Here is a 21,839-nt window from a genome sequence, read left to right on the forward strand (position 1 = left end):
TATCGCGAGCAAGCTCGCTCCCACAGGGGGGCTGAACCTATCCGAAACAAGAGAATCCCCAGCATGAGCGACTCCGGCCGCGCCGACGCACTGTTAGCCAATCTGCCCCGTAACGGCCGTGGTCGGCTCAAGGTCTTCCTGGGCGCGGCCCCCGGTGTCGGCAAGACCTACGCCATGCTGCAAGCGGCTCACACCCAACTGCGCCAAGGCGTGACGGTCATCGCCGGGGTGGTGGAGACCCACGGTCGCAGTGAAACCGAAGCGCTGCTCGGCGGCCTGGCGCAGCAGCCGTTGGTGCGCTCGGAATATCGTGGCGTGATGCTCGAGGAAATGGATCTCGATGGCTTGCTCGCCGCCCGTCCGCACTTGGTCCTGGTGGATGAACTGGCCCACAGCAACGCCCCCGGCAGCCGCCATGCCAAGCGTTGGCAGGACATTCAGGAATTGCTCGCGGCGGGCATCGACGTCTACACCACGGTCAATGTCCAGCATCTGGAAAGCCTCAACGACCAAGTGCGCGGCATCACTGGCGTGCAGGTGCGCGAGACGTTGCCGGACTGGGTCCTGCAGGAAGCCGATGAACTGCTGCTGATCGACCTGCCACCCCGTGAGCTGCTGGAGCGTCTGCGCGATGGCAAGGTCTACGTGCCGGAGCAGGCCCGGGCGGCGATCGATGCGTTTTTCTCCCAGACCAACCTGACCGCGTTGCGTGAGCTGGCGATGCAGACCGCCGCCGCCCAGGTCGACAATGACCTCGCCCTGGGCTATCGACAACTGGGCCAGGCCGCGCCGGCGGTGCGCGGACGCTTGCTGGTGGGGGTGGACGGTGATGTGCGGGCTGAACGCCTGGTGCGCCATGCCAGCCGCGTCGCCCAGCGTCGGCATTTGCCGTGGAGCCTGGTGCACGTGGACAACGGCAGCGCCCGTGACGAGGCCTCGCGCCAGCGCCTGCAGAATGCCCAGCAACTGGCTGAACGCCTCGGCGGCGAAGTGGTGCTGCTGCGGGCCGGCGAAGTGGCCAGGACGCTGATCCAGCACGCCAGCGAACGTCGCGCCACGCTGGTGCTGGTGGGCCAGTCTCGGCCGCGCCTGCGCCGACGGCTGTTTGGCGGCGGCCTCGCTTCGCGCCTGCTGCGCGATGCCCGGGGCCTGGAAATCAACGTGTTGGACAGCGATGAGCAACCGCGTCCCGCCCGCGTGCACTCAGGCGCCGTCCAGACCAGGTTCGATTACGTGCTGGCGTTGCTGGCGACCGTGGTGGCCAGCGCATTGGCCTGGGGAATCTCGGGATTGCTGGCGTTGCCCAATATCTCCCTGGTGTTCCTGATGGCGGTGTTGCTGGTGGCCGTACGCAGCAGCCTCGGCCCGGCGCTGGCCTGCGCGGCACTGTCGTTCCTGGCCTATGATTTCCTGTTCATTCCGCCGAATTTTTCCCTGACCATCCAGCGCGAAGAAGACGTGCTGACGCTGGTGTTTTTCCTGCTCATGGCGGCCCTGACCGGCAACCTGGCCGCTCGTCAGCGCCGCCAGTTGCAGGCCCTGCGCGACACCCAGCAGGAAACCGGCGAACTGCTGGACCTGTCTCGCAAACTCACTGCCGCCACCGACCGCCAGGCCGTGATCAGCGCCGCCGCGCAGCACCTCAATGGTTGGCACGACTTGCAGCTATGCCTGCTCAACCGCGACAGCCAGGGCGGTTGGAAGGTCGAAAGCGGTGAGCCGTTGACCCTCACCGAGGCTGAGCGTGCGGCGGCCGACTGGTCCTGGCAGCACGATCAGTCGGCCGGCGCCGGCACCGGGACACTGCCCTCCGGGCGTTGGTGGTGGTGGCCGTTGTCGGCGGAAGGCGGGCCGCTGGCCTTGCTGGGCGTCTGCCCGAAAGAAGGCCAACCCCTGAGTGGTCAGCGTCGCCGTTTGCTGGCGGCCCTCAGTCAGCCATTGGCCCAGGCACTGGCTCGGGCGCAACTGGCCCAGGACCTTGAAGCGGCGCGACTGCACGGCGAAACCGAGCAACTGCGCAGCGCTTTGCTGGCGTCCGTGTCCCACGATCTGCGCACACCGCTGACCGCCATGCGCGGCAGCATCGACAGCCTGTTGGCGCTGGGGGAGGCGATCCCGCTGGCCGATCGTCGCGAGCTGCTCGAAGGCACCCGCGATGAAGCCGAGCGGTTGGATCGCTACATCCAGAACTTGCTGGACATGACTCGTCTGGGCCACGGCGCCCTGAAACTGGCGCGAGACTGGGTGGCGCCAGCCGACATCGTTGGCAGTGCGCTGAATCGCCTGCGAGCGGTGCTGGCGCCCCTGGCGCTCACGGTCGAGGTGCCCGCTGAATTGCCCTTGCTGTATGTGCATGCGGCGTTGATCGAGCAGGCCCTGGTGAACGTGCTGGAGAACGCGGCGCGGTTCTCGCCAGCCCAAGGACGCCTGCTGCTGAGCGCCGGGGCGACCGGCAATGAGATATTTTTTGCCGTGGCCGATGAAGGCCCCGGGATCCCTGAAGACGAGCGAGAGAAAATCTTCGATATGTTCTATACCGCCGCGCGCGGTGATCGGGGCGGGCAGGGCACAGGGTTGGGATTGGCGATCTGCCAGGGCATGGTCGGTGCCCACGGCGGGCGAATCAGCGTGGCCGATGGCCTCGACGGACGCGGCACCTGCATCACGTTGCACTTGCCGTTGCAGGCGCAACCGGGCATGGACGATGAAGCTTGAGCCTGGCTGAGATACTCTCTTGTCACTTGCGTGCCTTTCCACCAGATTGCAACGAACGAACCCCATGAGCCAGACCGCGACCCTTTTGGTCATCGATGACGAACCGCAGATCCGCAAATTCTTGCGCATCAGCTTGAGCTCCCAAGGCTACAAGGTGCTGGAAGCCGGCACCGGCGCCGAAGGGCTTGCCCACGCGGCGCTGAACAAGCCCGATCTGCTGGTGCTCGACCTGGGCCTGCCGGACATGGACGGCCAACAGGTGTTGCGCGAGTTTCGCCAATGGTCGACGGTGCCGGTGCTCGTGCTCTCGGTGCGGGCCAGCGAAGCGCAGAAAGTCGAGGCGTTGGACAACGGTGCCAACGATTACGTGACCAAGCCGTTCGGCATCCAGGAATTCCTCGCCCGCATCCGCGCCTTGTTGCGCCAGGCCCCGGCCGGCGAGCTACAGGAAGCCGCGCTGAAGTTCGGCCCGCTGACGGTGGACCTGGCCTATCGACGGGTGTTGCTGGACGGCACCGAAGTGGCCCTGACCCGTAAGGAATACGCCGTCCTGGCTCAATTGGCACGGCACCCGGGGCGGGTCATCACCCAGCAGCAACTGCTCAAGGACATCTGGGGGCCGACCCACACCGAAGACAGTCACTACCTGCGGATCGTGGTCGGTCACCTGCGTCAGAAGCTGGCCGACGACCCGACCCGACCGCGGTTCATCGTGACCGAGGCGGGGGTTGGGTATCGGCTGTTGGGGGAGGGTGCTGTTTAGCCACAAAATTTCAAGCCGGCACTGTTGTGGCGAGGGGATTTATCCCCGCTGGGCTGCGAAGCAGCCCCAAAAAGCTTCAGACATGATTTTTACCTGACACACCGCGTGTTCAGGTTTTAGGACTGCTTCGCAGCCCTGAGGGGATAAATCCCCTCGCCACAGGAGGCCTGTGATCACATTCAATTCTGTTCACGCTCATAGCGATCCAGGGTATCGCTGGCAATCTCCCGTCCCAGGGCGATCAACTCCGGCGCTTTGTAGAATTCGAAAAAACGGCACACCCGCTTCGGCACGTTGATCAGCACATCCGGCGGGTAACCGGCGATCTTGTATTGGGCCAGCGAGGTCTGCATCACTTCGAAGCTCTGGTTGATCAAGTCCAGCAACGAAGCCGGGCCGACGTTATCGATGATGAATGAGCCGGTGGCGGATTTCGGTGCGCCTTCGTTCTCTGGCGCGGCAGCCGGTTGTTGGCCCTCGGGCTCGGCCGAGTCGATCCATGGGTTGATCTCGGCGGCCTCGGCCTTCAAGGCTTCCTGTTCCAGCAGCAACAACTGCTCGGCCTGCTTGCGGCGAAACGGCAGGCGCGAGCCCAGGGAACTGACCAGGGTGTCGAAGCGGCGCCTGAACGCGGCGGGGCGCGGGATCACCGGTAACCGGTACTGTTTCTGGTTGGTGGCGTTGAGGTTGACCGCGATGATCAAGTCGCAGTGGCTAGACACCACCGGCACGATCGGCAACGGATTGAGCAGGCCGCCATCCACCAGCATGCGATTGCCTTGCATCACGGGTGTGAACAGGCTGGGAATCGCCGCCGAGGCGCGCATGGCCTGGTGCAGGCAGCCTTCCTGGAACCAGATTTCCTGCTGGTTGGTCAGGTCGGTTGCGACGGCGGTGTAGGGGATGCGCAACTCTTCAATGTTGAGTTCGCCGACGATCTTGCGGATTTGCCCAAAGACCTTCTCGCCGCGGATCGCTCCCAGGCGAAAACTGACGTCCACCAGGCGCAGGACATCCAGGTAATCCAGGCTTTCGATCCAGTTGCGATACTCATCGAGCTTGCCCGCCGCATAGATCCCACCCACGACAGCCCCCATGGAACAGCCAGCGATGCAGGCAATGTCGTAGCCACGTCGTTCGATTTCTTCGATCACCCCGATATGGGCATAGCCCCGGGCGCCACCCGAGCCCAATACCAATGCGACACGTTTTGTCATGACCCGGCCTCTTGTCGAACAGACTTCAACAATGCACTCATCGACGGCTCGGCTCAATCGTTGTGGCGCAGACGTCGTTTTTTGACACGCTGCGACGGCATTTGCGTATGCTCGGCCACACTTGAATTTACGCGGTCAAGCAAGGCACTTTTCGCCGTTGCCACCGTCTTAACAGCACGACTGTTGACCTGACCTGAGGTGTTACTGATGAAAGCCCGGATCCGCCTGCCCTTGGTGGCATCTTTAATGATTTTGGCCCTGGCCGGTTGCGCAGGCAAAACCGCTTACCGCGACAGTTGTGGCAGCCAGCTCGACAGCGCCTGGCGTGAATTGGACCTGGCCAAGGCCGAAGGCTTTGCCGGCACCGTCAGCTACTCCAAGGCCTTGTCCCTGCTGACGGGCGCCAAGACCCAGCAGCAATTCGAAGCCTTCGAAGGCTGCTCCAAGAAAGCCGAGAAGGCGCGTTTCTACATCCGCGAATCCCGCGCGGGACGATAAAGGTAGCAGCCAGTTTCAAGGGACAAGCTGCAAGAGAATGCTACACCGCTCCTCACTTGCAGCTTGAAGCTTGAAACTCGACGCTGCGTATGGAGTACGCCCCATGATCGATCGGCTGGTGGCCCGCATATTGGGCCTGGAAGTCCGTCTGTTGGCCTGTCAGGCCCGCTTGAATGCCCACACCGACAGCGAAGCGCTGCATGACCTGCGGACCACGGTACGCCGTTTGCGCAGCCTGCTTCGTCCGCTGCGTGGGTTGCCCGGCGTCGAACAACTGGAAACGGCGGCTTCGGCGGTGGGCACCCTGACCACGCCCCTGCGCGACCGGGAAGTGTTGGCGGCCTACCTTGAACAACATGGCCTGGCCGAGGCGGCGAGGCGACGCCAGATACAAATGGCCGATGCCTATCCCGCCGTGGCCGCGAGTGTTGAACTGGCCCAGTTGCTGATGATGCTCGATGCCTTCCCACGTTTCATTCGCGCCGCCCAGCGTGAGGGGCTGCTGAAGGGCTTGCGTAAACGCATCGAAAAGCGCTTGGACAAACAGTGGAAGAAACTCGGCGAAGCCCTGCGTGATCCCGCCCATGACCGTCACCGGTTGCGCCTGCTGATCAAGCGCGTGCGCTACGCAATCGAAGCTTACCCTGAGCTCGACCGCCTGCCCGAAGCCGCCATGCCACGGCTCAAGTCCGCCCAGGGCGCGCTGGGTGACTGGCACGATTGCTGGCAATGGCTGGCCAGGGCTCAGGAAGAAACCGATCTGCAAGCTTGCGTGCCCAGCTGGCACGCCACGATGGAAAAGGCCGAGGCCAAGTCCGACAAGGTGCTCGACAAGCTGATTGCCAGTTGCTTCGAAAAATCCTGAATTCCCCATTCCCCCTGTGGGACCTCCCTCTTGTGGGCTGGGGGGGATTCAGGATCCTCGGCTTTTCTGTCAGCCTCTTTGGCCGGAATGAGCCCTGTGCCGCCCTGCCTGGGCTGGTTAAGATGCCGTCATCCTTTTCCCCCGTTTTCGAGGTCGTCATGCGCTTTTCCGAGTTGATCGATGCCGTGCGCCGGCAGCCAGGTGCGGTGACCATCGCGCCGGAGTGGGGCCAGGGCCGGGCCACTTTTGGCGGGTTGGTGGCGGCGCTGCAATATGAGGCGATGCGTGCCCAAGTGCCGGCGGATCGTCCGGTGCGTTCCCTGGCGATTACCTTCGTCGGCCCGGTCGAGCCCGACGTGCCGGTCAGTTTCGAAGTCGACGTGTTGCGAGAAGGCAAGGCGGTAAGCCAAGTGTTGGGGCGCGCGGTGCAGAACGGTCAGGTGGTGACCGTGGTGCAAGGCAGCTTTGGTGCCTCGCGCTCGTCCGTGGTGGCGGTGCTGGCCGATCCCGCACCGGAATTCAAGAGCGTGGAGCAATCCCAGGAGCTGCCTTACGTCAAGGGCATGACCCCGGAGTTCATGCGGCACCTGGCGATGCGCTGGAGCGTCGGCGGCGTGCCATTCAGCGGCAATAAATCCCGGAGCATGGGCGGTTGGGTGCGCTTGCGCGGCGATGTGCAGGAGGAGCCGCTGAACGAAAGCCATATCCTGGCCTTGGTGGACGCCTGGCCCCCGGCGTTGTTGCCTCACCTCTCGCAAATGGCCCCGGGCAGCACGCTCACGTGGACCATCGAGTTCGTCCAGCCGCTGCTGGACCTCACGACCCTGGACTGGTGCAAGTACCTGGCCGAGATCGAACATGCCCAAGACGGCTATGGCCATATTGCCACGAAGTTCTGGAGCGCCGATGGCCGCTTGATCGCTCTGAGTCGGCAGACGGTAACGATCTTCGGGTAAGGCCGCTTCGGCTAAGGTTTACGGTGGTGACGGTGGCGATCACGCCAGGCGCGCCACCAGCCACCGCTGAAAAAGAACCGCGGAAAAGTCAGGAACTGCTCCACCAACAGGCGTGACACGGCATCCTTGCGATCGCTGAACGGCTCGGAGGCCTGGGCCTCCAGGCTGTGTCCGTGACGCTGCAAGCCGAGTGCCGCGAGCAGGCCGATGACGCCGATGGCGATGTCCCCCAGACTCAAGCTGAACACGCCCGTCACAATCAGCAGAAACGCGATGATGAACAGCGGCACGGCAATCAGGTGCAACACCAGGTTGGTGGGGTGGCGATGATTGTCGGGGTAGGCGCGCCATTGCCAGGCTGGAAGATTGGGGTGACGTTTGCCCATGATGCTATTCCTCGATTCGTGTGCACTTATGCTTGAAGAATAGGTGCCGACCAGGGCGCCTGCGAATCGAGGTTGGTTATCGGGGCGATAGAGTTTCAAAGGTTATATTTGAGTTGACTGTACTGGCCTCTTCGCGAGCGAGCTCCCACATGGGGTCTGTCGGGTTAACAAACTTTTTTGTCCGACTCGATCCCATGTGGGAGCGAGCTTGCTCGCGAAGGCCTCCTCAAAGTTTGAGCTGCCCGATCGCCTTGCTCAACTCGCCCGCCAACGTTGCCAATTCATCGCTGGTGGTGGCTGAGTCGACGGTCTGGCGCACGGTGTTTTCGGTCACGTCGCGAATGCTCACCACCGCCCGGTTCATTTCCTCGGCGACGTGGCTTTGCTGCTCGGCCGCGACCGCGATCTGGGTGTTGCTCTCGCGCATTTGGGCCACCGCTGCGGTGATCTGAGCCAGCGCGTCGCCGGCCTCGCGGGCCTGTTGCACGCAATCGTCGGCCTTGAGCGAACTCTCCTGCATGAAGTCCACCGCGTCCCGGGTCCCGGCTTGCAAGGCCGCGACCATGACGGTGATTTCATCCGTGGAGGCCTGTACCCGTTTGGCCAGGTTGCGCACCTCGTCGGCCACCACGGCAAAACCTCGGCCCATTTCCCCGGCCCGCGCCGCTTCGATGGCCGCGTTCAGGGCCAGCAGATTGGTTTGCTCGGCGATGCTGTGGATCACATTGACCACGCCGTTGATCTTCTGACTGTCTTCGGCCAGGCGCTGGATCATTTCGGCAGTCTGCTGCACCCCCGACGACAATCCGGTGATCGACAGTTGCACCCGACCGACCACTTCGTGACCGTTGCCGGCCAGGGTGTCGGCGGTTTTCGACAGGTCGCGGGTGGCGCCGGCGTGTTGGGCGATGTGATAAACCGTGGCGGACATTTCGTTGATCGCCGTGGCTGCCTGATCGGTTTCGCTTTGTTGGCCGAGCATGCCGTGGCGAACATCGTTCATGCTCGACGCCAGGCGCGCCGCACCACTGTCCAGCTGCCGGGCAGTGCTGGCGACGGTGTCGACCACCCGTTGATAACCGGCCTGCATGGCGTTGAACGCCGCCGCCATCTGGCCCACTTCGTCCTCGCAGGCCAGAGGCACGCGGGCGGACAGGTCACCGGTTTTTTCCACATGCAGCATCACGTCTTTGAGCGTGTTGAGCTGGCTGAGCAAAAAGCGGATCAGTAGCTGCGAGGCGCCCAACATTGCCAGCATCAACACGAACACGGCCATGGCGTATTGCCTAAAGCGTTCAGCGAACACTTGGCTCAGGCTTACACCTCGGGCCAACACCGCGAGTGACTGTCCGTCATCTCGACGGATCACTTGGGCACCCAGCAACGGATCGTCGCCAAGCAACGGCCCGGCATCGAGTTCGACCCAGCCATCGACCTGAGCCAGCGAAGGTAACGGCCGTTCGTTGAACACCGGGACCTGGTCGCGCTGGAATGCCAAGAGACCGTCAGCCCTGGGCAAGGGTTGCCCGGCAGGCCAGGCCTTGAGCACTTGTGCTTGGACCTGGGCGTTTGCCTGGGCTGCGTGGTTGCGCGCCTGCTGTTCGAGGTGCACCGCGTAGAGCACCAGCAGCAAGGTGGTGATAAAGGCGACCGCATTGACCGCCCAGAATTTGTATTTCAACGAGATATTGCTAAGCCAGGCACCCATGGAAGGTCTTCTCTGATAGCGGAAACAGCATTGGCAAGGTGCCATTATTCTGCCGCTATTCAGGTGTCGGGATTTTGATGTGGGTCAACAGAGGTCTAACAGACAACGAAGTCCTCTTGTGGGAGCGAGCTTGCTCGCGATAGCGGTGTGTCAGTCAGCCAATGTGCAGGCTGATACGCCACTATCGCGAGCAAGCTCGCTCCCACAGGGATTTGCAGGGGTCAGGAGATCGTGGGCAACCCAAAGAACGTCCGGGCGCAGGCGCTGCTGTGGGCTGCCAGGTCTTCCCGGGTTTCGCCCCGGTGCAAGGCCACTTCGCGCAGGACTTCCGTCAGGTAGGCCGGCTCGTTGCGTCCGTTCTTGGGTTTGGGCCGCAGCGTGCGGGGTAGCAGGTAGGGCGCGTCGCTTTCGAGCATCAGCCGGCCACGGGGTATTTCGCGCACCAATGGGTGCAGGTGCGTGCCCCGGCGTTCGTCGCAGATCCAGCCAGTGATACCAATATGCAGGTCGAGATCGAGGTAGCTGAACAACGCCTTTTTTTCCCCGGTGAAGCAGTGCACCACGGCCGCTGGCAATTGATCGCGAAACTCCCGGAGGATGTCCAGCAAGCGCTGGTCGGCGTCGCGCTCATGCAGGAAGACCGGTAATTGCAACTGGGCCGCCAGGGCGAGGTGTTCCTCCAGGACCTTTTCCTGCTGGGGGCGGGGCGAGAAGTCTCGGTTGAAATCCAGCCCGCATTCACCCACCGCGCGCACGCGGCTGTGCATCAGCAGGTCCTTGAGGTGCCGGGCGCTGTCGGCGGTCCACTCGCTGGCGCTGTGGGGGTGAATGCCGGCGGTGGAAAACAGTCGTTCCCCGGTCTCGTCGAGGTGTTGGCACAACTCCAGGGCCTGTTCGCTGCCCTCGATGCTGGTGCCGGTCAAGACCAGTTGGCAGACCCCGGATGCATAGGCGCGCTCAAGCACCGCCTGGTATTTGTCGGTGAAACTGGGGTTGGTCAGGTTGACGCCGATATCGATGAGTTGCATGGTGCTACCTCGGCCCAAAGGCCGGAAAGCATATCAGAGCTGTAGATTTATAAGAAAAGCCAAGAACTACAACGAGTTGAGGCTGTCTGTTAAGGCCGCGAGATACATAGGGTTGGTATAAACGCCATCACTGTGCCAGTCTTCCGCACTTTTTCAGCGCCCCAGGCGCTCTGTTTCTGTCGACTCAGCCTCGTTTTTCACGGAGGCGGTCCGCAGTGTTCCTTCCGGAGAGTGGATGACACGTCCCCAGGTATTGTTACTGTTGTGTTGTTCGCTGCTGTTGCCGATACCGGCCGAAGCCCGGCTGCCCGGGCCGGTGCAAGCGGCGGCGCCGGGCACGGTGCGCGACCTGGCGCAGATCCGCAGCAGCCGTGTGTTGAAGGTTTTGGTCAACCAGAGCCGCAACAGCTCCGGTGAAGTCCAGGGGCAACCCATTGGCGTCGAATACCATCGGCTGCGCGCCTTCGAGCAATACCTCAACGGCCACGCCCGGGACGGCCAGGAAATTACCCTCAAGATCATTCCCAAGGCCAAGGACCAATTGCTCGGTGCCTTGCAGCGCGGGGAGGGCGACCTCGTCGCGCCGGGCGAGCTGCTCGAACCTCAGGCCGGCCATGCCGTCAGCGCCAGCAATCCGATCCGTACCGACGTGCCTTTGCTGTTGGTGGGCATCAAGGGGGAGAAGCGTTACACGCGTGTGGAGCAACTTTCCGGCAAAACACTGGCCCTGCCCAACGGCAGTGCGGCCGGGGATGCCGTGAGCCAGATCAACCAGAAACTGGCGCTGCTCAAGCTGCCGCCAGTGAAGATCGAATGGGTCGATCCTACCCTGGCTGTGGAAGATGTCCTGGAGATGGTCCAGGGCGGGATTTTCCATTTGACCATCGTCGAGCAACCTATTGCCGAGCGCTGGAGCAAGATCCTGCCCAAGCTGCGCTTCGACCGCCAGGTGCTGATTGGCGAGCCGGGTGACGAGTATTGGTTCGTTCGCCGTGACGCCGCCATGCTGCGGGCGAGCATCGACCGGTTCCTGGTGACCTACAAGGTGCCCTCCAACCAGGACGCGGCGTTTCTGCGCATCTACCGGCGTTTGTATCAGGTCCACTATCCGCTGGCCCGGGCCAACCGCCAACGCCTGGAAAACTTGCGTCCGGTGCTGCAAAAGCATGCCGATGCCCAGGGCATGGACTGGCTCAACCTGGCGGCCCTGGCGTTCAAGGAATCGGCCCTGCAACCCAATGCGCGCAGCGGTGCAGGCCCCACCGGCCTGATGCAGATCACTCCGGCGGCAGCCCAGCGGGTCGGGGTCGATAACATCCAGAACGTGGACGCCAATGTGCAGGCCGGCGCCAAGTACCTGGCCCTCATTCGTCGCAAGTTCTTTGCCAGCCCCAAGCTCAACGAGCGCGAGCGCATGGCCTTCGTCCTGGCGGCCTACAACATGGGCCCCGAGCGCGTCCAAGGCATGCGAGCCGAGGCCCGGCGACGGGGGCTGAACCCCAACCAATGGTTTTTCCAGGTCGAACGCATTGCCATGGAGCAGGTAGGAATGGGCGCCGTCAGCTATGTTAATAGTGTGAATAAGTACTATCTGGCGTTTGATCGTGAACGGGAGTCCTTGGAACCGAAGGAGCAAAAGGTTGCATTGCGTAAGTGATCGAATAAATTGATTGGTATTACGGATTTTTTCCGCTTTTAACATGAATTTTATTGATTAATATAGCGGCCAACTCTCTACTACTCCCAAGGAATGACCTTATGAGCACTCTCATCAACAAAGTTCTGTTCACCCGCGCCGGCTATGGGTTGACTGTCCTGCGCATCGCCGTCGGTGTCATCTTTGCCGCCCACGGCTCACAGAAACTCTTTGGCCTGTTTGGTGGCTACGGCCTGGCAGGCACGGCGCAGTGGATGGAAAGCATCGGTCTGACCCCGGGCTATGTGATGGCGACGCTGGCGGGCGGTACGGAGTTTTTCGCCGGGCTGGCGCTGATCGTCGGTCTGCTGGCGCGTCCTGCGGCACTTGGCCTGGCCTTCCTGTCGCTGGTGGCGATTTTCTCCGTGCACATCGGTAACGGCTTGTTCATGGCCAACAACGGTTATGAGTTCGCCCTGGCCTTGCTGGCGGGCAGTATTGCCGTGCTGATCGAAGGGGCGGGCAAGCTGTCGGTCGATCGCGCCATCGCGGGTTGAGTGCACGGTTGGAACCCGAGGCCCGTCTTGTACGGGCCTTTTTTTATGGGGAGTGATTCTTGACACTGGCCGGTCAGCTTCTCTAGGATGCCGCTCATGCGCCGATTTAAACAGCTACTTGCGGGGCGCCAGGTGACTCTCCCGTTGCCGATAGAAGCCGGAAAGAACGGTTTCGAAATACCGCTAAAGCGCTGGTTCGGTGTTGCCTCTCACCTGCCATGCAGACTTTCGAGGCAGAGACACGACACGATGAACGCACCCAGTCCCCTTGTACGTCTTGCGCCGATCACGGCGAACCTTGTGCAACGCAACCCGAAAATTCTCCTGGGCGGCACTCACCAGCCAACACTCTTGCGTTACCTCGACGGCTGGCCGCGTCGCAACCACGGGCCTGCCGCTTTCCTGATCCAGTTTGTCGAAGACGGTGAGTCGCTGGCGCGTTTTGCCAATGACAGCTTCGACCTGGCTGTCATCCAGTCCCCCAGCGCAGCGGACGCTCCTGAAATGATCCGGCAACTGACCCGTGTCGCACGGCAGGGCTTGATCACGCGCCGTTGAGGTGAAGGTTACGGATACGCGATGTCCACGATGTAGACCCGTTTCTCGCCTGTGGGCGTCTGGACGCTGACCTCGGCGTCCAGGGCCTTGCCGATCAGCGCCCGTGCCAACGGCGAGTCGATGCTGATCAGGTTCTGCTTCAGGTCCAGCTCGTCCGGGCCGACGATGCGGTAGCGTGATTCCTTGCCGTCCTCATCTTCAACCGTGACCCAGGCGCCAAAATATACCTTGTTCGGATCGCTGGGTTTTTCACTGACCACTTTGAGCGCTTCGAGGCGCTTGGTGAGGAAGCGCACGCGACTGTCGATTTCCCGGAGCATTTTCTTGCCGTAGGTGTATTCGGCATTTTCCGAACGATCCCCCTGGGCTGCCGCCTCGCTGACCGCCTGGGTCACCTGGGGACGGCGCACATGCCATAGCTCATGGAATTCAGCGCGCATCCGCGCTTCACCCTCGGGGGTGATCAGCGCGGTGCCGGCGGAGCGAGGTGGGCGATAACGGCTCATGGCAACTTCTTGTGATAGCGAAGCCGGGAGTCTATCAACCCTCGCGCAATACTGTCAGCGGGCTGGCGTTGAGCGCCCGACGGGTGCCGAACACCCCGGCTGCGCCGATCAACAAAGCCCCCAGCAGCGGTAATACCAACAGCCATGGATGCGGATGCCAGGGCAGGTCGAAGGCGTACCGGTAAAGCACCAGGCTCACCAGTTCCGAACCCAGGGCCGCCAGCAGCCCACTGACGGCGCCCAGCAGGCCGAACTCGATGCGCCGGGCCTTGACCAGCAGGGGCCGTTCGGCGCCCAGTGCGCGCAACAGCGCGCCTTGGCGGATCCGCTCGTCGAGGGTCGCCTGCAGGCCGGAGAACAACACCGCCATTCCCGCCGCCAGCACGAACAGCAACACGTACTCCACGGCCAGGGTCACTTGGGCCAGGATGCTGCGCAGTTGTTCGAGCAGGGCCTCGACTTGCAGGATCGTCACCGCCGGAAAGGCCCGGGAAAGGTCGACGATCTGTTGGTCGTGGCCCGGCGCCAGGTAGAAACTGGTGAGGTAGGTCGCCGGCAGGTCTTTCAATGTACCGGGCTGGAAGATCATGAAGAAGTTGGGTTGGAAATTGTCCCAGTTGATTTCCCGCAGGCTGGTGACCTTCGCTTCACGGTTGACCCCGCCCACGCTGAAGACCAGGCGGTCGCCCAACTTGATCTTGAGGTTCTCGGCCACTTTGCCTTCCACCGAAACCCCCGGGACATCGTCCGCAGGCTGCTGCGGCCACCAGGTCCCTGCGGTGACGACGTTGCCCGCCGGCAGGTCCGCAGCCCAGGTCAGGCTCAGGTCGCGCTGCAGCGCCCGGTCACCCGCCGAGTCCTTGGTGACGAACTCCGTGGCCGGTTCGCCATTGATGCTGATGAGGCGCCCAGGTACCACGGGATAGAGCGGAGCCGATTGTGCGGACAATTCCAGCAGTTTGTCGGTGAAGGCCTGCTTGTCGTTGGGCAGGATGTTCAGGGCGAAGTAATTCGGCGCGTCTTTGGGCAACTGGTTTTGCCAGGTGTCCAGCAGTTCACCGCGCAGTAGCGCGATCAACGCCATGGACAACAGGATCAGGCCGAACGCCAAGGCCTGGCCGGCGGCGGCCAAGGGATGGCGCAGCAATTGGCCGAGGCCCAGGCGCCAGGGCAGGGCGGCGCGGGCGAGCAGGCGACGCAGGCTCTGGAGCAGCAGCAACAACAAGCCGCCCAGCACCAGCGCGGCAACGACGCCACCGCCCAGCAGGGCGAAGGTCAGGACCAGGTCCAGGCTCAGGCGCCACATGATCAGGCCCAGGGCACCTAGAGCGGCACCGTAGATCACCCAGGAGCTGGACGGGATCGGCAGCATGTCCCGGCGCAGCACGCGCAACGGTGGCACCCGTCCCAGCGCAGCCAGTGGCGGCAGGGCGAACCCGGCCAGCGCCACCAGCCCGGTGCCGATCCCGGCGATCGCCGGCAGCAGGCCGCCCGGCGGAACGGTGGTGGGTAGCAGGTCGTGCAGCAGGGCGAACAGGCCCAGTTGGGCGATCCAGCCGAGCAGGGCGCCGCTGATGCTGGCGAGCAGGCCCAGCACCGTCAATTGCAGGCTGAACAGCACCATGGTTTCTCGACGTGAAAGGCCCAGGCAGCGCAGCAGCGCGCTGGCATCGAAGCGTCGGGTGGCAAAGCGGTTGGCCGAGAGCGCGACGGCGACCCCGGACAGCAAAACCGCCACCAGGCTGGCCATGTTCAGGTAGCGCTCGGCCTTGCCCAGGGCGCCGCCGATCTGACGGTTGCCGTCGCGGGCATCCTGCAGGCGCTGGTTGGCTTCAAGGCCAGGCTTGACCAGGTCGCGGTAGGTTTGCAAGGCCGGTGCCGGACCGCGCCACAGGTCGCGATAGCTGACCCGGCTGCCCGGTTGCACCACGCCGGTGGCCTCCAGGTCCTTGAGGTTGATCAGCACTCTCGGGGTGAGGCTGTAGAAATTGCCGGCGCGATCCGGTTCATAGGTCAGCACTCGGGCCAACCGCAGGGTTTGGTTGCCAACGTCGATGCTGTCGCCGATCTTCAGGTCCAGTGCCGTCAGTAGCCGCGCCTCGACCCAGGCCTCGCCAGGGTTCGGACGGCCGCCGGTTTCTTCCGGCGCGAACGGGGCGGGGCTGCTTTTCAGCTCGCCGCGCAATGGATAGCGGTCATCGGCCGCCTTGACGCTGGACAGCTGGATGCCATTGTCGGTGGCCACGACACTGGAGAACTCCACCACCCGGGCGTGTTCCAGCCCCAGTTCGGTGCCGCTGCGGATCTGTTCCGGGCGGGCCGGCGAGCTACCTTCGAGCAGCAGGTCGGCGCCGAGGAATTCGGTGGCGCGCATCATCATCGCGCCGTTGAGGCGGGCACCGAAGTAGCCGATGGCGGTACTCGCCGCCACCGCCACCAGCAGGGCGAAGAACAACACCCGCAACTCACCGGCGCGGGCATCGCGAAGCAATTGACGGACAGCGAGACTGAACAGGCGCAACAGCGGCAAGCGTGCCATCAAGGCTCCAGAGGGGCGACCATCTCGCCGGCTTCAAGTCGGATCAGGCGCCGGCAGCGATGGGCCAGGCGTTCATCATGGGTGACCAGCACCAGGGTCGTGCCGCGTTCCTTGTTCAGTTCGAACAGCAGGTCGCTGATGCGCTCGCCGGTGTGGCTGTCGAGGTTGCCAGTGGGTTCGTCGGCAAACAGCACGTCGGGTTCCGCGGCAAAGGCGCGGGCAATCGCCACCCGTTGCTGTTCGCCGCCGGAGAGCTGGCGCGGTGAATGGGTCAGGCGCTGGCCCAGGCCGACGCGCTGCAGCAGTTGCGTGGCGCGTTCGCGGGCATCCTTGCGGCCGTCAAGCTCCAGCGGAAGCATGACGTTTTCCAGTGCGTTGAGGCTGTCGAGCAACTGGAACGACTGGAAAACGAAACCGACATGCTCGGCGCGGATCCGCGCACGCTGGTCTTCATCCAGTGCGCTGAGGGCCTGGCCGGCGAGTGTGACCTCGCCGCTGCTGGGCAGGTCGAGGCCGGCCAGCAGGCCCAGGAGCGTGGATTTTCCGGAACCGGACGCGCCGACGATGGCCAGGCTGTCGCCTTTGTTCAGTTCCAGGCTGAGTTCGTGCAGGATGGTCAGTTCACCTTCCGCGCTGGCGACCACTTTGCTAAGGTCCGTCGCGGTGAGAATGCTTGAGCCCATGGAGAATCCGATGCGTGTGTGGTTTTTGAGTGCCGGCCTGGCCTTGATGTGCATGGCCCAGAACGCAGCGGCGGGTACAGTCCTGATCGTTGGCGATAGTATCAGCGCGGCTTTCGGCCTGGATACCCGACAAGGGTGGGTGTCGTTGCTCGAACAGCGGCTCAAGGCCGAGGGTTTTGACGATAAAGTGGTCAATGCCTCCATCAGCGGGGACACCAGCGCCGGAGGCCAGGCGCGGCTGCCGGCGCTGCTTGCAGCCCATAAACCGGACCTGGTGATCCTGGAGCTGGGTGGCAACGATGGCTTGCGCGGGCAACCGCCAACGCAATTGCAACAAAACCTTGCAGCGATGATCGACAGTTCCCGGGCAAGCGGTGCCAAGGTGTTGTTGCTGGGCATGCAACTGCCGCCCAATTACGGGCGCCGATACACCGATGCCTTCGCCCGGGTCTACAGCACCCTGGCCGAGGAGAAAAAAGTGCCGCTGGTGCCGTTTTTCCTCAAGGATATCGGAGGTGTTCCCGGAATGATGCAAGGCGACGGATTGCACCCGTCCGTCGCCGCCCAGGGCAAGTTGCTGGAAAATGTCTGGCCGACGCTGAAACCGCTGCTTTGACGCTTTTCTACCGGCGGGCTTTCGGCTAATGTGGCGCCCCCGATTTGGAGCCCCCGATGCCGCGTCCCGCCTGGTCCCTGTTTGCCTACCAACTGATCGAGCCTGACGAGCAGCTGGATCTGTTCGCCTGCCAGGAAGTACGGGTGCATCTGGTGACCCGGCAGTTGGAACTCGGTGGCTCGGCCGACCGGACCCTCTGCGGTAGCCTGCTGCCGGCCCAGCCGCGCTGGTCGAGCGTCGATCGCAAGATTTTCCAGGATCATCGCCTGTGCTCGCTGTGCCGGGCGATCCTGGAATCCCAGAAGCGCGGAACCTCGCCGATCTGGCCGGAGCTGCGGTTCGAGTTGTAATCCCTCAGCGCGGGGTGAATGCCGAAAAATGCTGTGCATCGGACGCCGCCTTACCGCTCTCCCCGAAATAAAGAGTGGCAGTGTACAATCGCCGTTTTCATACCCCTTGTTCGATCTGCGAAGGATTTCCCGGATGTTGCCGCGCTTGCCTGCCGTCGCCCGCTGCCTGTCTCTTGCCGCCCTGTGTATGGCGGGCCCCGTTGCCGCACTCGAGCTGCCTCTGCCACCGCCGGGTGAAGACATCGTTGGCCAGGTGCAAGTCATCAAGGCCAAATACGAAGACACTTTCGCCGACCTGGGCACCACCTATGACCTGGGCTACAGCGAGATGGTCGCCGCCAACCCGGGGGTCGATCCCTGGTTGCCTGGTGCTGGCACCGAGATCGTGCTGCCCACCCGCTTTATCCTGCCGCCGGGCCCGCGCGAGGGTATCGTGATCAACCTGGCCGAGTACCGTCTCTACTATTTCCCCAAGGGGCGGAACGTGGTCTACACCTTCCCGCTGGGGATTGGTCGTGAGGGCTGGGGCTCGCCGATCGCCCACACCAGCATCATCGCCAAGACTCCGAACCCGACCTGGACTCCGCCCGCATCGATCAAGGCCGAACACGCTGCCGACGGCGATCCGTTGCCGAATGTCGTGCCCGCCGGTCCGGATAACCCGCTGGGCCCTTTCAAGTTCACCCTGGGTACCCCGGGCTACCTGATCCATGGTTCGAACAAGAAGTTCGGCATCGGCATGCGGACCAGCCACGGTTGTTTCCGGATGTTCAACAACAACGTACTGGAAATGGCCGGCATGGTTCCGGTGGGCACGTCGGTGCGGATCATCAACGATCCCTACAAGCTGGGCTTGAGCGGTGGCAAGGTGTACCTGGAAGCGCATACGCCGCTGGACGACAAGGGCAACCCGTCGGTGGTGGACAAGCACACCGCGGTGATCAATGCGATGCTCAAGCGCGAAGACATCACCAGTAACCTGCGCATGAACTGGGACGTGGTGCGGGACGTGGTGGCGGCGGAAGATGGCCTGCCGGTGGAAATCGCCGTTCCCAATACCTCGGCACCGATGGTCTCGAGCGCGCCGATCGACTTGCAGCAGTAAAACTCGAAAGCAACCCGCCGACGTTTCGCGATGTCGGCGGGTTTTTTATCGCCTGCTTAAACGCCAAGCAATAAAAAAGCCGACCCAAAAATGGGTCGGCTCGATAACAATCCCGAAGGACTATTACTTGCGGCTAGCTTTTTCCAGCATGCGCAGAGCACGCTCGTTAGCTTCGTCAGCAGTCTGTTGTGCTTTTTGAGCAGCAGCCAGAGCTTCATCAGCTTTACGGTAAGCTTCGTCTGCACGAGCCTGGGAGCGAGCTGCTGCGTCTTCGGTAGCAGTCAGACGTGCTTCGGTTTCTTTCGATGCGCTGCTGCAACCGGTAGCCAGAACTGCGGCCAGGGCCAGAGCAGAGAATTTCAGAACGTTGTTCATCGGTTTCCCCTTCAAGGACTTTCTATTAGTGACTGTCTCCCCAGACTGGAGAGTTAGCCGGCGTACATACTACCCATTACTTGTAGTAAGTAAACTGACGTAGCGCAAGAAGCAAAAAAATTGTAGGCGGTGATTCTTTTTCGAGCAACTTTTCTTAGGGGTGTTGAAAAAATATACAGCCCCAAGCCCTTGGCAGGAGCGCGTCGACGAAGAAAAGTTCCGCAGTGGGGGAGAACTCTTGCCGCCCTCGCTAACGTCGTTGTTTATTGATTCACCTACACTTTTGTACATTTTTTGCGCAATGTCCCAGGCATCTTTATTGGTATTGGCGGTGACTTTAACTACGCGCGCTCGTCTCAAGACTCAACAACTGGCGATGTTCAGCTATTGCACCGTGACCGACTACCGCTCGACGATGGCGCTCAATCGATAAACCCGACCAGGTTTACCCCTTCGATGACAGGCGTGCCTTGAGCATTTGCGTCATTGGTGCCTACTATTCACGACGTGCTCGGGTTTGAGCGGATCGGTTTTGGCGCTCGGTGACCAGGAAGGCACGGGGTGGCGTAGATGTTCCTTCGCCGGAAAAACATCGGTAAGGTAGGGGTCGGCATTCAGACCCGCGAGGAGTAGTGATGAGCGAGGCGGTTACCATCCACCATGACCAGGCTGGTCATCAGTTCGAGACCAATGTGGACGGTCATCGTGCCTATCTGACCTATATGGACCTGGGCAAGCAGACCCTGGATATCTATCGCACCTTCGTGCCCAACGCCTTGCGCGGCCGGGGCATCGCGGCGGCGCTGACCGAAAGAGCGCTGCAGTACGCTGAAGAGATGGGCTACACGGTGATCCCATCCTGCTCCTACGTAGAGCGTTACATGGAGCGTCACCAGCGGCACGCGGCGAAGCTCTGAGAAAACGGATTCCCCAATAAAAAACGCCAGACTGAAAAGTCCGGCGTTTTTTTATGCCTTGAAGATCGCAGGCTTCACCAGCTCCTACATCCCCACCCAAATACGTGTAGAAGCCGTGTAGGAGCTGTCGAGTGAAACGAGGCTGCGATCTTTGTTAGCTACGCTGCCGCTTCGGCAGCACGTCCTTGAGTTTGGCATGCATGCTGCGCAGGGTGTTCTCGGTCGCGCTCCAGTCGATGCAGGCATCGGTGATGGAGACGCCGTACTGCAAGTCGGCGAGGTCTTTCGGGATTGCCTGGCAGCCCCAGTTCAAGTGGCTTTCGACCATCAGGCCGATAATCGACTGGTTGCCTTCCAGGATCTGGTTGGCCACGTTCTCCATCACCAACGGTTGCAGCGCCGGATCCTTGTTGGAGTTGGCGTGGCTGCAATCGACCATGATGTTCGGCTTGATCCTGGCTTTGTTCAACGCCTGCTCACACAGTGCGACGCTGACCGAGTCGTAGTTCGGCTTGCCGTTGCCACCGCGCAGCACCACGTGACCGTAGGCGTTGCCCTTGGTGGTGACGATCGACACGCCACCTTCCTGGTTGATGCCCAGGAAGCGGTGCGGGCTGGAAACCGACTGCAAGGCGTTGATCGCCACGGTGAGACCGCCGTCGGTGCCGTTCTTGAAGCCCACCGCCGACGACAGGCCGGAGGCCATTTCGCGGTGGGTCTGGGATTCGGTGGTGCGCGCGCCGATGGCCGACCAGCTGATCAGGTCCTGCAAGTACTGCGGCGAGATCGGGTCCAGGGCTTCGGTGGCGGTGGGCAGGCCCATTTCCGCCAGGTCCAGCAGCAACTGGCGACCGATGTGCAGGCCGTCCTGGATCTTGAAGGAGTCATCCAGGTACGGGTCGTTGATCAGGCCTTTCCAGCCGACGGTGGTGCGCGGTTTCTCGAAATACACGCGCATGACCAGGTACAAGGTGTCGGAGACTTCCGCCGCCAGCACTTTCAGGCGCTCGGCGTATTCGTGGGCGGCCTTGATGTCATGGATCGAGCAGGGGCCGATGACCACGAACAGGCGATGGTCGGTGCCGTCCAGGATGTTGCGAATGACTTCCCGGCCCTTGGTCACGGTGCGCAGGGCAGCGTCGCTCAGGGGGATATCGCGCTTGAGCTGGTCAGGCGTGATGAGGGTCTCGTTGGAGGCGACGTTAAGGTCATTGATCGGTAAATCAGCCATCGTGTTACTCGTCAGTTCACGGGTGCCGGCCGCCAGCGATCCCCGCGCGGCGGTGCACAGCGAATTTTAAGCGCGTCGGGGAGCCGAACCTTATCGCGTTACGAGGTGGCTCGACAATGGGCTGGGCCCGGTTTAATTGCAGCAAGGGAGCTTGCTCCCGCTGGACTCGTAGGAACTGTCGAGCGAAGCGAGGCTGCGATCTTTCCAAAGCCGATTGAGTCGTGAGCGAAAGATCAAAAGATCGCAGGCTTCGCCAGCTCCTACAGAACCAGGCTGTGTAATGATGTGCAGGGGCTTTTTTACGGTTCTTCACGGAATCCCGGGAAACACAGAAACAAGAACGCCGATTTGATTGATGATGTTCGTGCGAGCAAACACATCTAACAAACCGGCGTTCTTATGCGCGATATTAATACTTTCCTTCCTTTTTGGGAGGGCTTTTCTGTCGTTACGATCAAGCCTGATGGCGACGCGCTTCAGATCGACCTGATTCCCCATCCCACCCGATTCCCATCCTGCGGCGGGTGCCAGAAAACCTGTTCAAGCACTCATGAGTATTGCGAGCGTACCGTTCGTGACTTGCCGATTCTCGGTCGTGCGGTACGCCTCCGCGTTTTGCTCAGGCGTGTT

The 21,839-nt window shown here is 62.2% G+C and carries 22 protein-coding genes; 13 read left to right on the forward strand and 9 right to left on the reverse strand.

What is annotated here, in order from left to right; translation table 11 throughout:
- Positions 1-63: 63 nt before the first annotated feature.
- Both BM317_RS11305 and BM317_RS11310 read left to right on the forward strand, forming a co-directional pair.
- The gene (locus tag BM317_RS11305) at positions 64-2,715 is read left to right on the forward strand and encodes a sensor histidine kinase (RefSeq protein ID WP_092167578.1); all 2,652 of its coding nucleotides are present in this window, start codon (positions 64-66) and stop codon (positions 2,713-2,715) included.
- A gap of 64 nt (positions 2,716-2,779) precedes the next feature.
- Positions 2,780-3,478 (forward strand): response regulator, encoded by a 699-nt coding sequence (locus tag BM317_RS11310; protein ID WP_092167580.1) that lies wholly within the window; start codon positions 2,780-2,782, stop codon positions 3,476-3,478.
- A 179-nt stretch (positions 3,479-3,657) separates the two neighbouring features.
- Here BM317_RS11310 and BM317_RS11315 read toward each other — a convergent pair whose 3' ends face one another.
- Complete coding sequence (locus tag BM317_RS11315) at positions 3,658-4,695, reverse strand: patatin-like phospholipase family protein (protein ID WP_092167582.1); 1,038 nt, start codon at positions 4,693-4,695, stop codon at positions 3,658-3,660.
- A gap of 207 nt (positions 4,696-4,902) precedes the next feature.
- Between BM317_RS11315 and BM317_RS11320 the strand changes: the two genes are divergently transcribed.
- The 3 genes from BM317_RS11320 (at position 4,903) to BM317_RS11330 (ending at position 7,014) form a co-directional block, all read left to right on the forward strand.
- On the forward strand, positions 4,903-5,193 hold the full coding sequence (locus tag BM317_RS11320; protein ID WP_060738562.1) for a hypothetical protein: 291 nt from the start codon (positions 4,903-4,905) through the stop codon (positions 5,191-5,193).
- Positions 5,194-5,296: 103 nt separating this feature from the next.
- Positions 5,297-6,058 carry a CHAD domain-containing protein gene (locus BM317_RS11325; RefSeq protein ID WP_092474332.1) on the forward strand — a complete coding sequence of 254 codons (762 nt, stop codon included), beginning with the start codon at positions 5,297-5,299 and terminating at the stop codon, positions 6,056-6,058.
- A gap of 158 nt (positions 6,059-6,216) precedes the next feature.
- Positions 6,217-7,014, forward strand: coding sequence for an acyl-CoA thioesterase (locus tag BM317_RS11330; protein ID WP_092474338.1), 798 nt, complete (start codon positions 6,217-6,219; stop codon positions 7,012-7,014).
- A gap of 11 nt (positions 7,015-7,025) precedes the next feature.
- Here the strand turns inward: BM317_RS11330 and BM317_RS11335 are convergent, their stop codons facing one another.
- From BM317_RS11335 to BM317_RS11345, 3 genes are all read right to left on the reverse strand, one after another.
- A complete protein-coding gene (locus tag BM317_RS11335) occupies positions 7,026-7,400 on the reverse strand; it encodes a hypothetical protein (protein WP_060738559.1) in 375 nt (124 codons plus the stop codon).
- A 226-nt stretch (positions 7,401-7,626) separates the two neighbouring features.
- Positions 7,627-9,108, reverse strand: coding sequence for a methyl-accepting chemotaxis protein (locus tag BM317_RS11340; protein WP_092167590.1), 1,482 nt, complete (start codon positions 9,106-9,108; stop codon positions 7,627-7,629).
- A gap of 221 nt (positions 9,109-9,329) precedes the next feature.
- Positions 9,330-10,136: a TatD family hydrolase gene (locus tag BM317_RS11345; RefSeq protein ID WP_092167593.1), complete on the reverse strand. Its 807-nt coding sequence runs from the start codon at positions 10,134-10,136 to the stop codon at positions 9,330-9,332.
- Positions 10,137-10,371: 235 nt separating this feature from the next.
- Here BM317_RS11345 and BM317_RS11350 point away from each other — a divergent pair, with 235 nt between their 5' ends.
- The 3 genes from BM317_RS11350 to BM317_RS11360 all read left to right on the forward strand — a co-directional run bounded on the left by BM317_RS11350 (position 10,372) and on the right by BM317_RS11360 (position 12,887).
- Positions 10,372-11,793: an MltF family protein gene (locus BM317_RS11350; RefSeq protein WP_092167596.1), complete on the forward strand. Its 1,422-nt coding sequence runs from the start codon at positions 10,372-10,374 to the stop codon at positions 11,791-11,793.
- 101 nt (positions 11,794-11,894) lie between these two features.
- Positions 11,895-12,329, forward strand: a complete 435-nt coding sequence (locus tag BM317_RS11355) for a DoxX family protein (RefSeq protein WP_092167599.1) — start codon at positions 11,895-11,897, stop codon at positions 12,327-12,329.
- A gap of 249 nt (positions 12,330-12,578) precedes the next feature.
- Positions 12,579-12,887, forward strand: coding sequence for a hypothetical protein (locus tag BM317_RS11360; protein WP_024618163.1), 309 nt, complete (start codon positions 12,579-12,581; stop codon positions 12,885-12,887).
- A gap of 8 nt (positions 12,888-12,895) precedes the next feature.
- On the opposite strand, the gene greB is transcribed toward BM317_RS11360, so the two are convergent.
- Genes greB through BM317_RS11375 form a run of 3 tightly spaced genes read right to left on the reverse strand, consistent with a single transcriptional unit; the run spans position 12,896 to position 16,615 of the window.
- Positions 12,896-13,393 carry a transcription elongation factor GreB gene (greB, locus tag BM317_RS11365; RefSeq protein WP_092177115.1) on the reverse strand — a complete coding sequence of 166 codons (498 nt, stop codon included), beginning with the start codon at positions 13,391-13,393 and terminating at the stop codon, positions 12,896-12,898.
- A 34-nt stretch (positions 13,394-13,427) separates the two neighbouring features.
- Positions 13,428-15,932, reverse strand: a complete 2,505-nt coding sequence (locus BM317_RS11370) for an ABC transporter permease (protein ID WP_092474334.1) — start codon at positions 15,930-15,932, stop codon at positions 13,428-13,430.
- Entirely contained in the window at positions 15,932-16,615 is a 684-nt protein-coding gene (locus tag BM317_RS11375) for an ABC transporter ATP-binding protein (RefSeq protein ID WP_060738553.1), read from the reverse strand. The genes BM317_RS11370 and BM317_RS11375 overlap by 1 nt, the downstream gene beginning before the upstream one ends.
- 10 nt (positions 16,616-16,625) lie before the next feature.
- Between BM317_RS11375 and BM317_RS11380 the strand changes: the two genes are divergently transcribed.
- The 3 genes from BM317_RS11380 (at position 16,626) to BM317_RS11390 (ending at position 18,686) form a co-directional block, all read left to right on the forward strand.
- Complete coding sequence (locus BM317_RS11380) at positions 16,626-17,231, forward strand: arylesterase (RefSeq protein ID WP_092177109.1); 606 nt, start codon at positions 16,626-16,628, stop codon at positions 17,229-17,231.
- 56 nt (positions 17,232-17,287) lie between these two features.
- The gene (locus tag BM317_RS11385; protein ID WP_003199347.1) at positions 17,288-17,581 is read left to right on the forward strand and encodes a hypothetical protein; all 294 of its coding nucleotides are present in this window, start codon (positions 17,288-17,290) and stop codon (positions 17,579-17,581) included.
- 133 nt (positions 17,582-17,714) lie between these two features.
- Positions 17,715-18,686, forward strand: coding sequence for a L,D-transpeptidase family protein (locus BM317_RS11390; protein ID WP_092177106.1), 972 nt, complete (start codon positions 17,715-17,717; stop codon positions 18,684-18,686).
- A gap of 123 nt (positions 18,687-18,809) precedes the next feature.
- Here the strand turns inward: BM317_RS11390 and oprI are convergent, their stop codons facing one another.
- Positions 18,810-19,061 (reverse strand): outer membrane lipoprotei OprI, encoded by a 252-nt coding sequence (gene oprI / locus BM317_RS11395; RefSeq protein ID WP_003183784.1) that lies wholly within the window; start codon positions 19,059-19,061, stop codon positions 18,810-18,812.
- Positions 19,062-19,696: 635 nt separating this feature from the next.
- On the opposite strand from oprI, the gene BM317_RS11400 reads away from it, so the two are divergent.
- Positions 19,697-19,978: a GNAT family N-acetyltransferase gene (locus BM317_RS11400; protein ID WP_053120470.1), complete on the forward strand. Its 282-nt coding sequence runs from the start codon at positions 19,697-19,699 to the stop codon at positions 19,976-19,978.
- 154 nt (positions 19,979-20,132) lie between these two features.
- Here BM317_RS11400 and BM317_RS11405 read toward each other — a convergent pair whose 3' ends face one another.
- The gene (locus BM317_RS11405; RefSeq protein ID WP_092176958.1) at positions 20,133-21,209 is read right to left on the reverse strand and encodes a 3-deoxy-7-phosphoheptulonate synthase; all 1,077 of its coding nucleotides are present in this window, start codon (positions 21,207-21,209) and stop codon (positions 20,133-20,135) included.
- A gap of 399 nt (positions 21,210-21,608) precedes the next feature.
- Here BM317_RS11405 and BM317_RS30860 point away from each other — a divergent pair.
- On the forward strand, positions 21,609-21,839 hold a 231-nt coding region (locus BM317_RS30860), incomplete at its 3' end, for a transposase family protein (protein WP_256574122.1).

The organism is Pseudomonas sp. NFACC24-1 (assembly GCF_900115235.1).
GTDB classification, from domain to species: domain Bacteria; phylum Pseudomonadota; class Gammaproteobacteria; order Pseudomonadales; family Pseudomonadaceae; genus Aquipseudomonas; species Aquipseudomonas fluorescens_AA.

Bases quoted from the DNA above. Each gene is read 5' to 3' on its own strand.
- BM317_RS11305 (WP_092167578.1), top strand. From the start codon at position 64: ATGAGCGACTCCGGCCGCGCCGACGCACTGTTAGCCAATCTGCCCCGT.
- BM317_RS11310 (WP_092167580.1), top strand. From the start codon at position 2,780: ATGAGCCAGACCGCGACCCTTTTGGTCATCGATGACGAACCGCAGATC.
- BM317_RS11315 (WP_092167582.1), bottom strand. From the start codon at position 4,695: ATGACAAAACGTGTCGCATTGGTATTGGGCTCGGGTGGCGCCCGGGGC.
- BM317_RS11320 (WP_060738562.1), top strand. From the start codon at position 4,903: ATGAAAGCCCGGATCCGCCTGCCCTTGGTGGCATCTTTAATGATTTTG.
- BM317_RS11325 (WP_092474332.1), top strand. From the start codon at position 5,297: ATGATCGATCGGCTGGTGGCCCGCATATTGGGCCTGGAAGTCCGTCTG.
- BM317_RS11330 (WP_092474338.1), top strand. From the start codon at position 6,217: ATGCGCTTTTCCGAGTTGATCGATGCCGTGCGCCGGCAGCCAGGTGCG.
- BM317_RS11335 (WP_060738559.1), bottom strand. From the start codon at position 7,400: ATGGGCAAACGTCACCCCAATCTTCCAGCCTGGCAATGGCGCGCCTAC.
- BM317_RS11340 (WP_092167590.1), bottom strand. From the start codon at position 9,108: ATGGGTGCCTGGCTTAGCAATATCTCGTTGAAATACAAATTCTGGGCG.
- BM317_RS11345 (WP_092167593.1), bottom strand. From the start codon at position 10,136: ATGCAACTCATCGATATCGGCGTCAACCTGACCAACCCCAGTTTCACC.
- BM317_RS11350 (WP_092167596.1), top strand. From the start codon at position 10,372: ATGACACGTCCCCAGGTATTGTTACTGTTGTGTTGTTCGCTGCTGTTG.
- BM317_RS11355 (WP_092167599.1), top strand. From the start codon at position 11,895: ATGAGCACTCTCATCAACAAAGTTCTGTTCACCCGCGCCGGCTATGGG.
- BM317_RS11360 (WP_024618163.1), top strand. From the start codon at position 12,579: ATGAACGCACCCAGTCCCCTTGTACGTCTTGCGCCGATCACGGCGAAC.
- greB (WP_092177115.1), bottom strand. From the start codon at position 13,393: ATGAGCCGTTATCGCCCACCTCGCTCCGCCGGCACCGCGCTGATCACC.
- BM317_RS11370 (WP_092474334.1), bottom strand. From the start codon at position 15,932: ATGGCACGCTTGCCGCTGTTGCGCCTGTTCAGTCTCGCTGTCCGTCAA.
- BM317_RS11375 (WP_060738553.1), bottom strand. From the start codon at position 16,615: ATGGGCTCAAGCATTCTCACCGCGACGGACCTTAGCAAAGTGGTCGCC.
- BM317_RS11380 (WP_092177109.1), top strand. From the start codon at position 16,626: ATGCGTGTGTGGTTTTTGAGTGCCGGCCTGGCCTTGATGTGCATGGCC.
- BM317_RS11385 (WP_003199347.1), top strand. From the start codon at position 17,288: ATGCCGCGTCCCGCCTGGTCCCTGTTTGCCTACCAACTGATCGAGCCT.
- BM317_RS11390 (WP_092177106.1), top strand. From the start codon at position 17,715: ATGTTGCCGCGCTTGCCTGCCGTCGCCCGCTGCCTGTCTCTTGCCGCC.
- oprI (WP_003183784.1), bottom strand. From the start codon at position 19,061: ATGAACAACGTTCTGAAATTCTCTGCTCTGGCCCTGGCCGCAGTTCTG.
- BM317_RS11400 (WP_053120470.1), top strand. From the start codon at position 19,697: ATGAGCGAGGCGGTTACCATCCACCATGACCAGGCTGGTCATCAGTTC.
- BM317_RS11405 (WP_092176958.1), bottom strand. From the start codon at position 21,209: ATGGCTGATTTACCGATCAATGACCTTAACGTCGCCTCCAACGAGACC.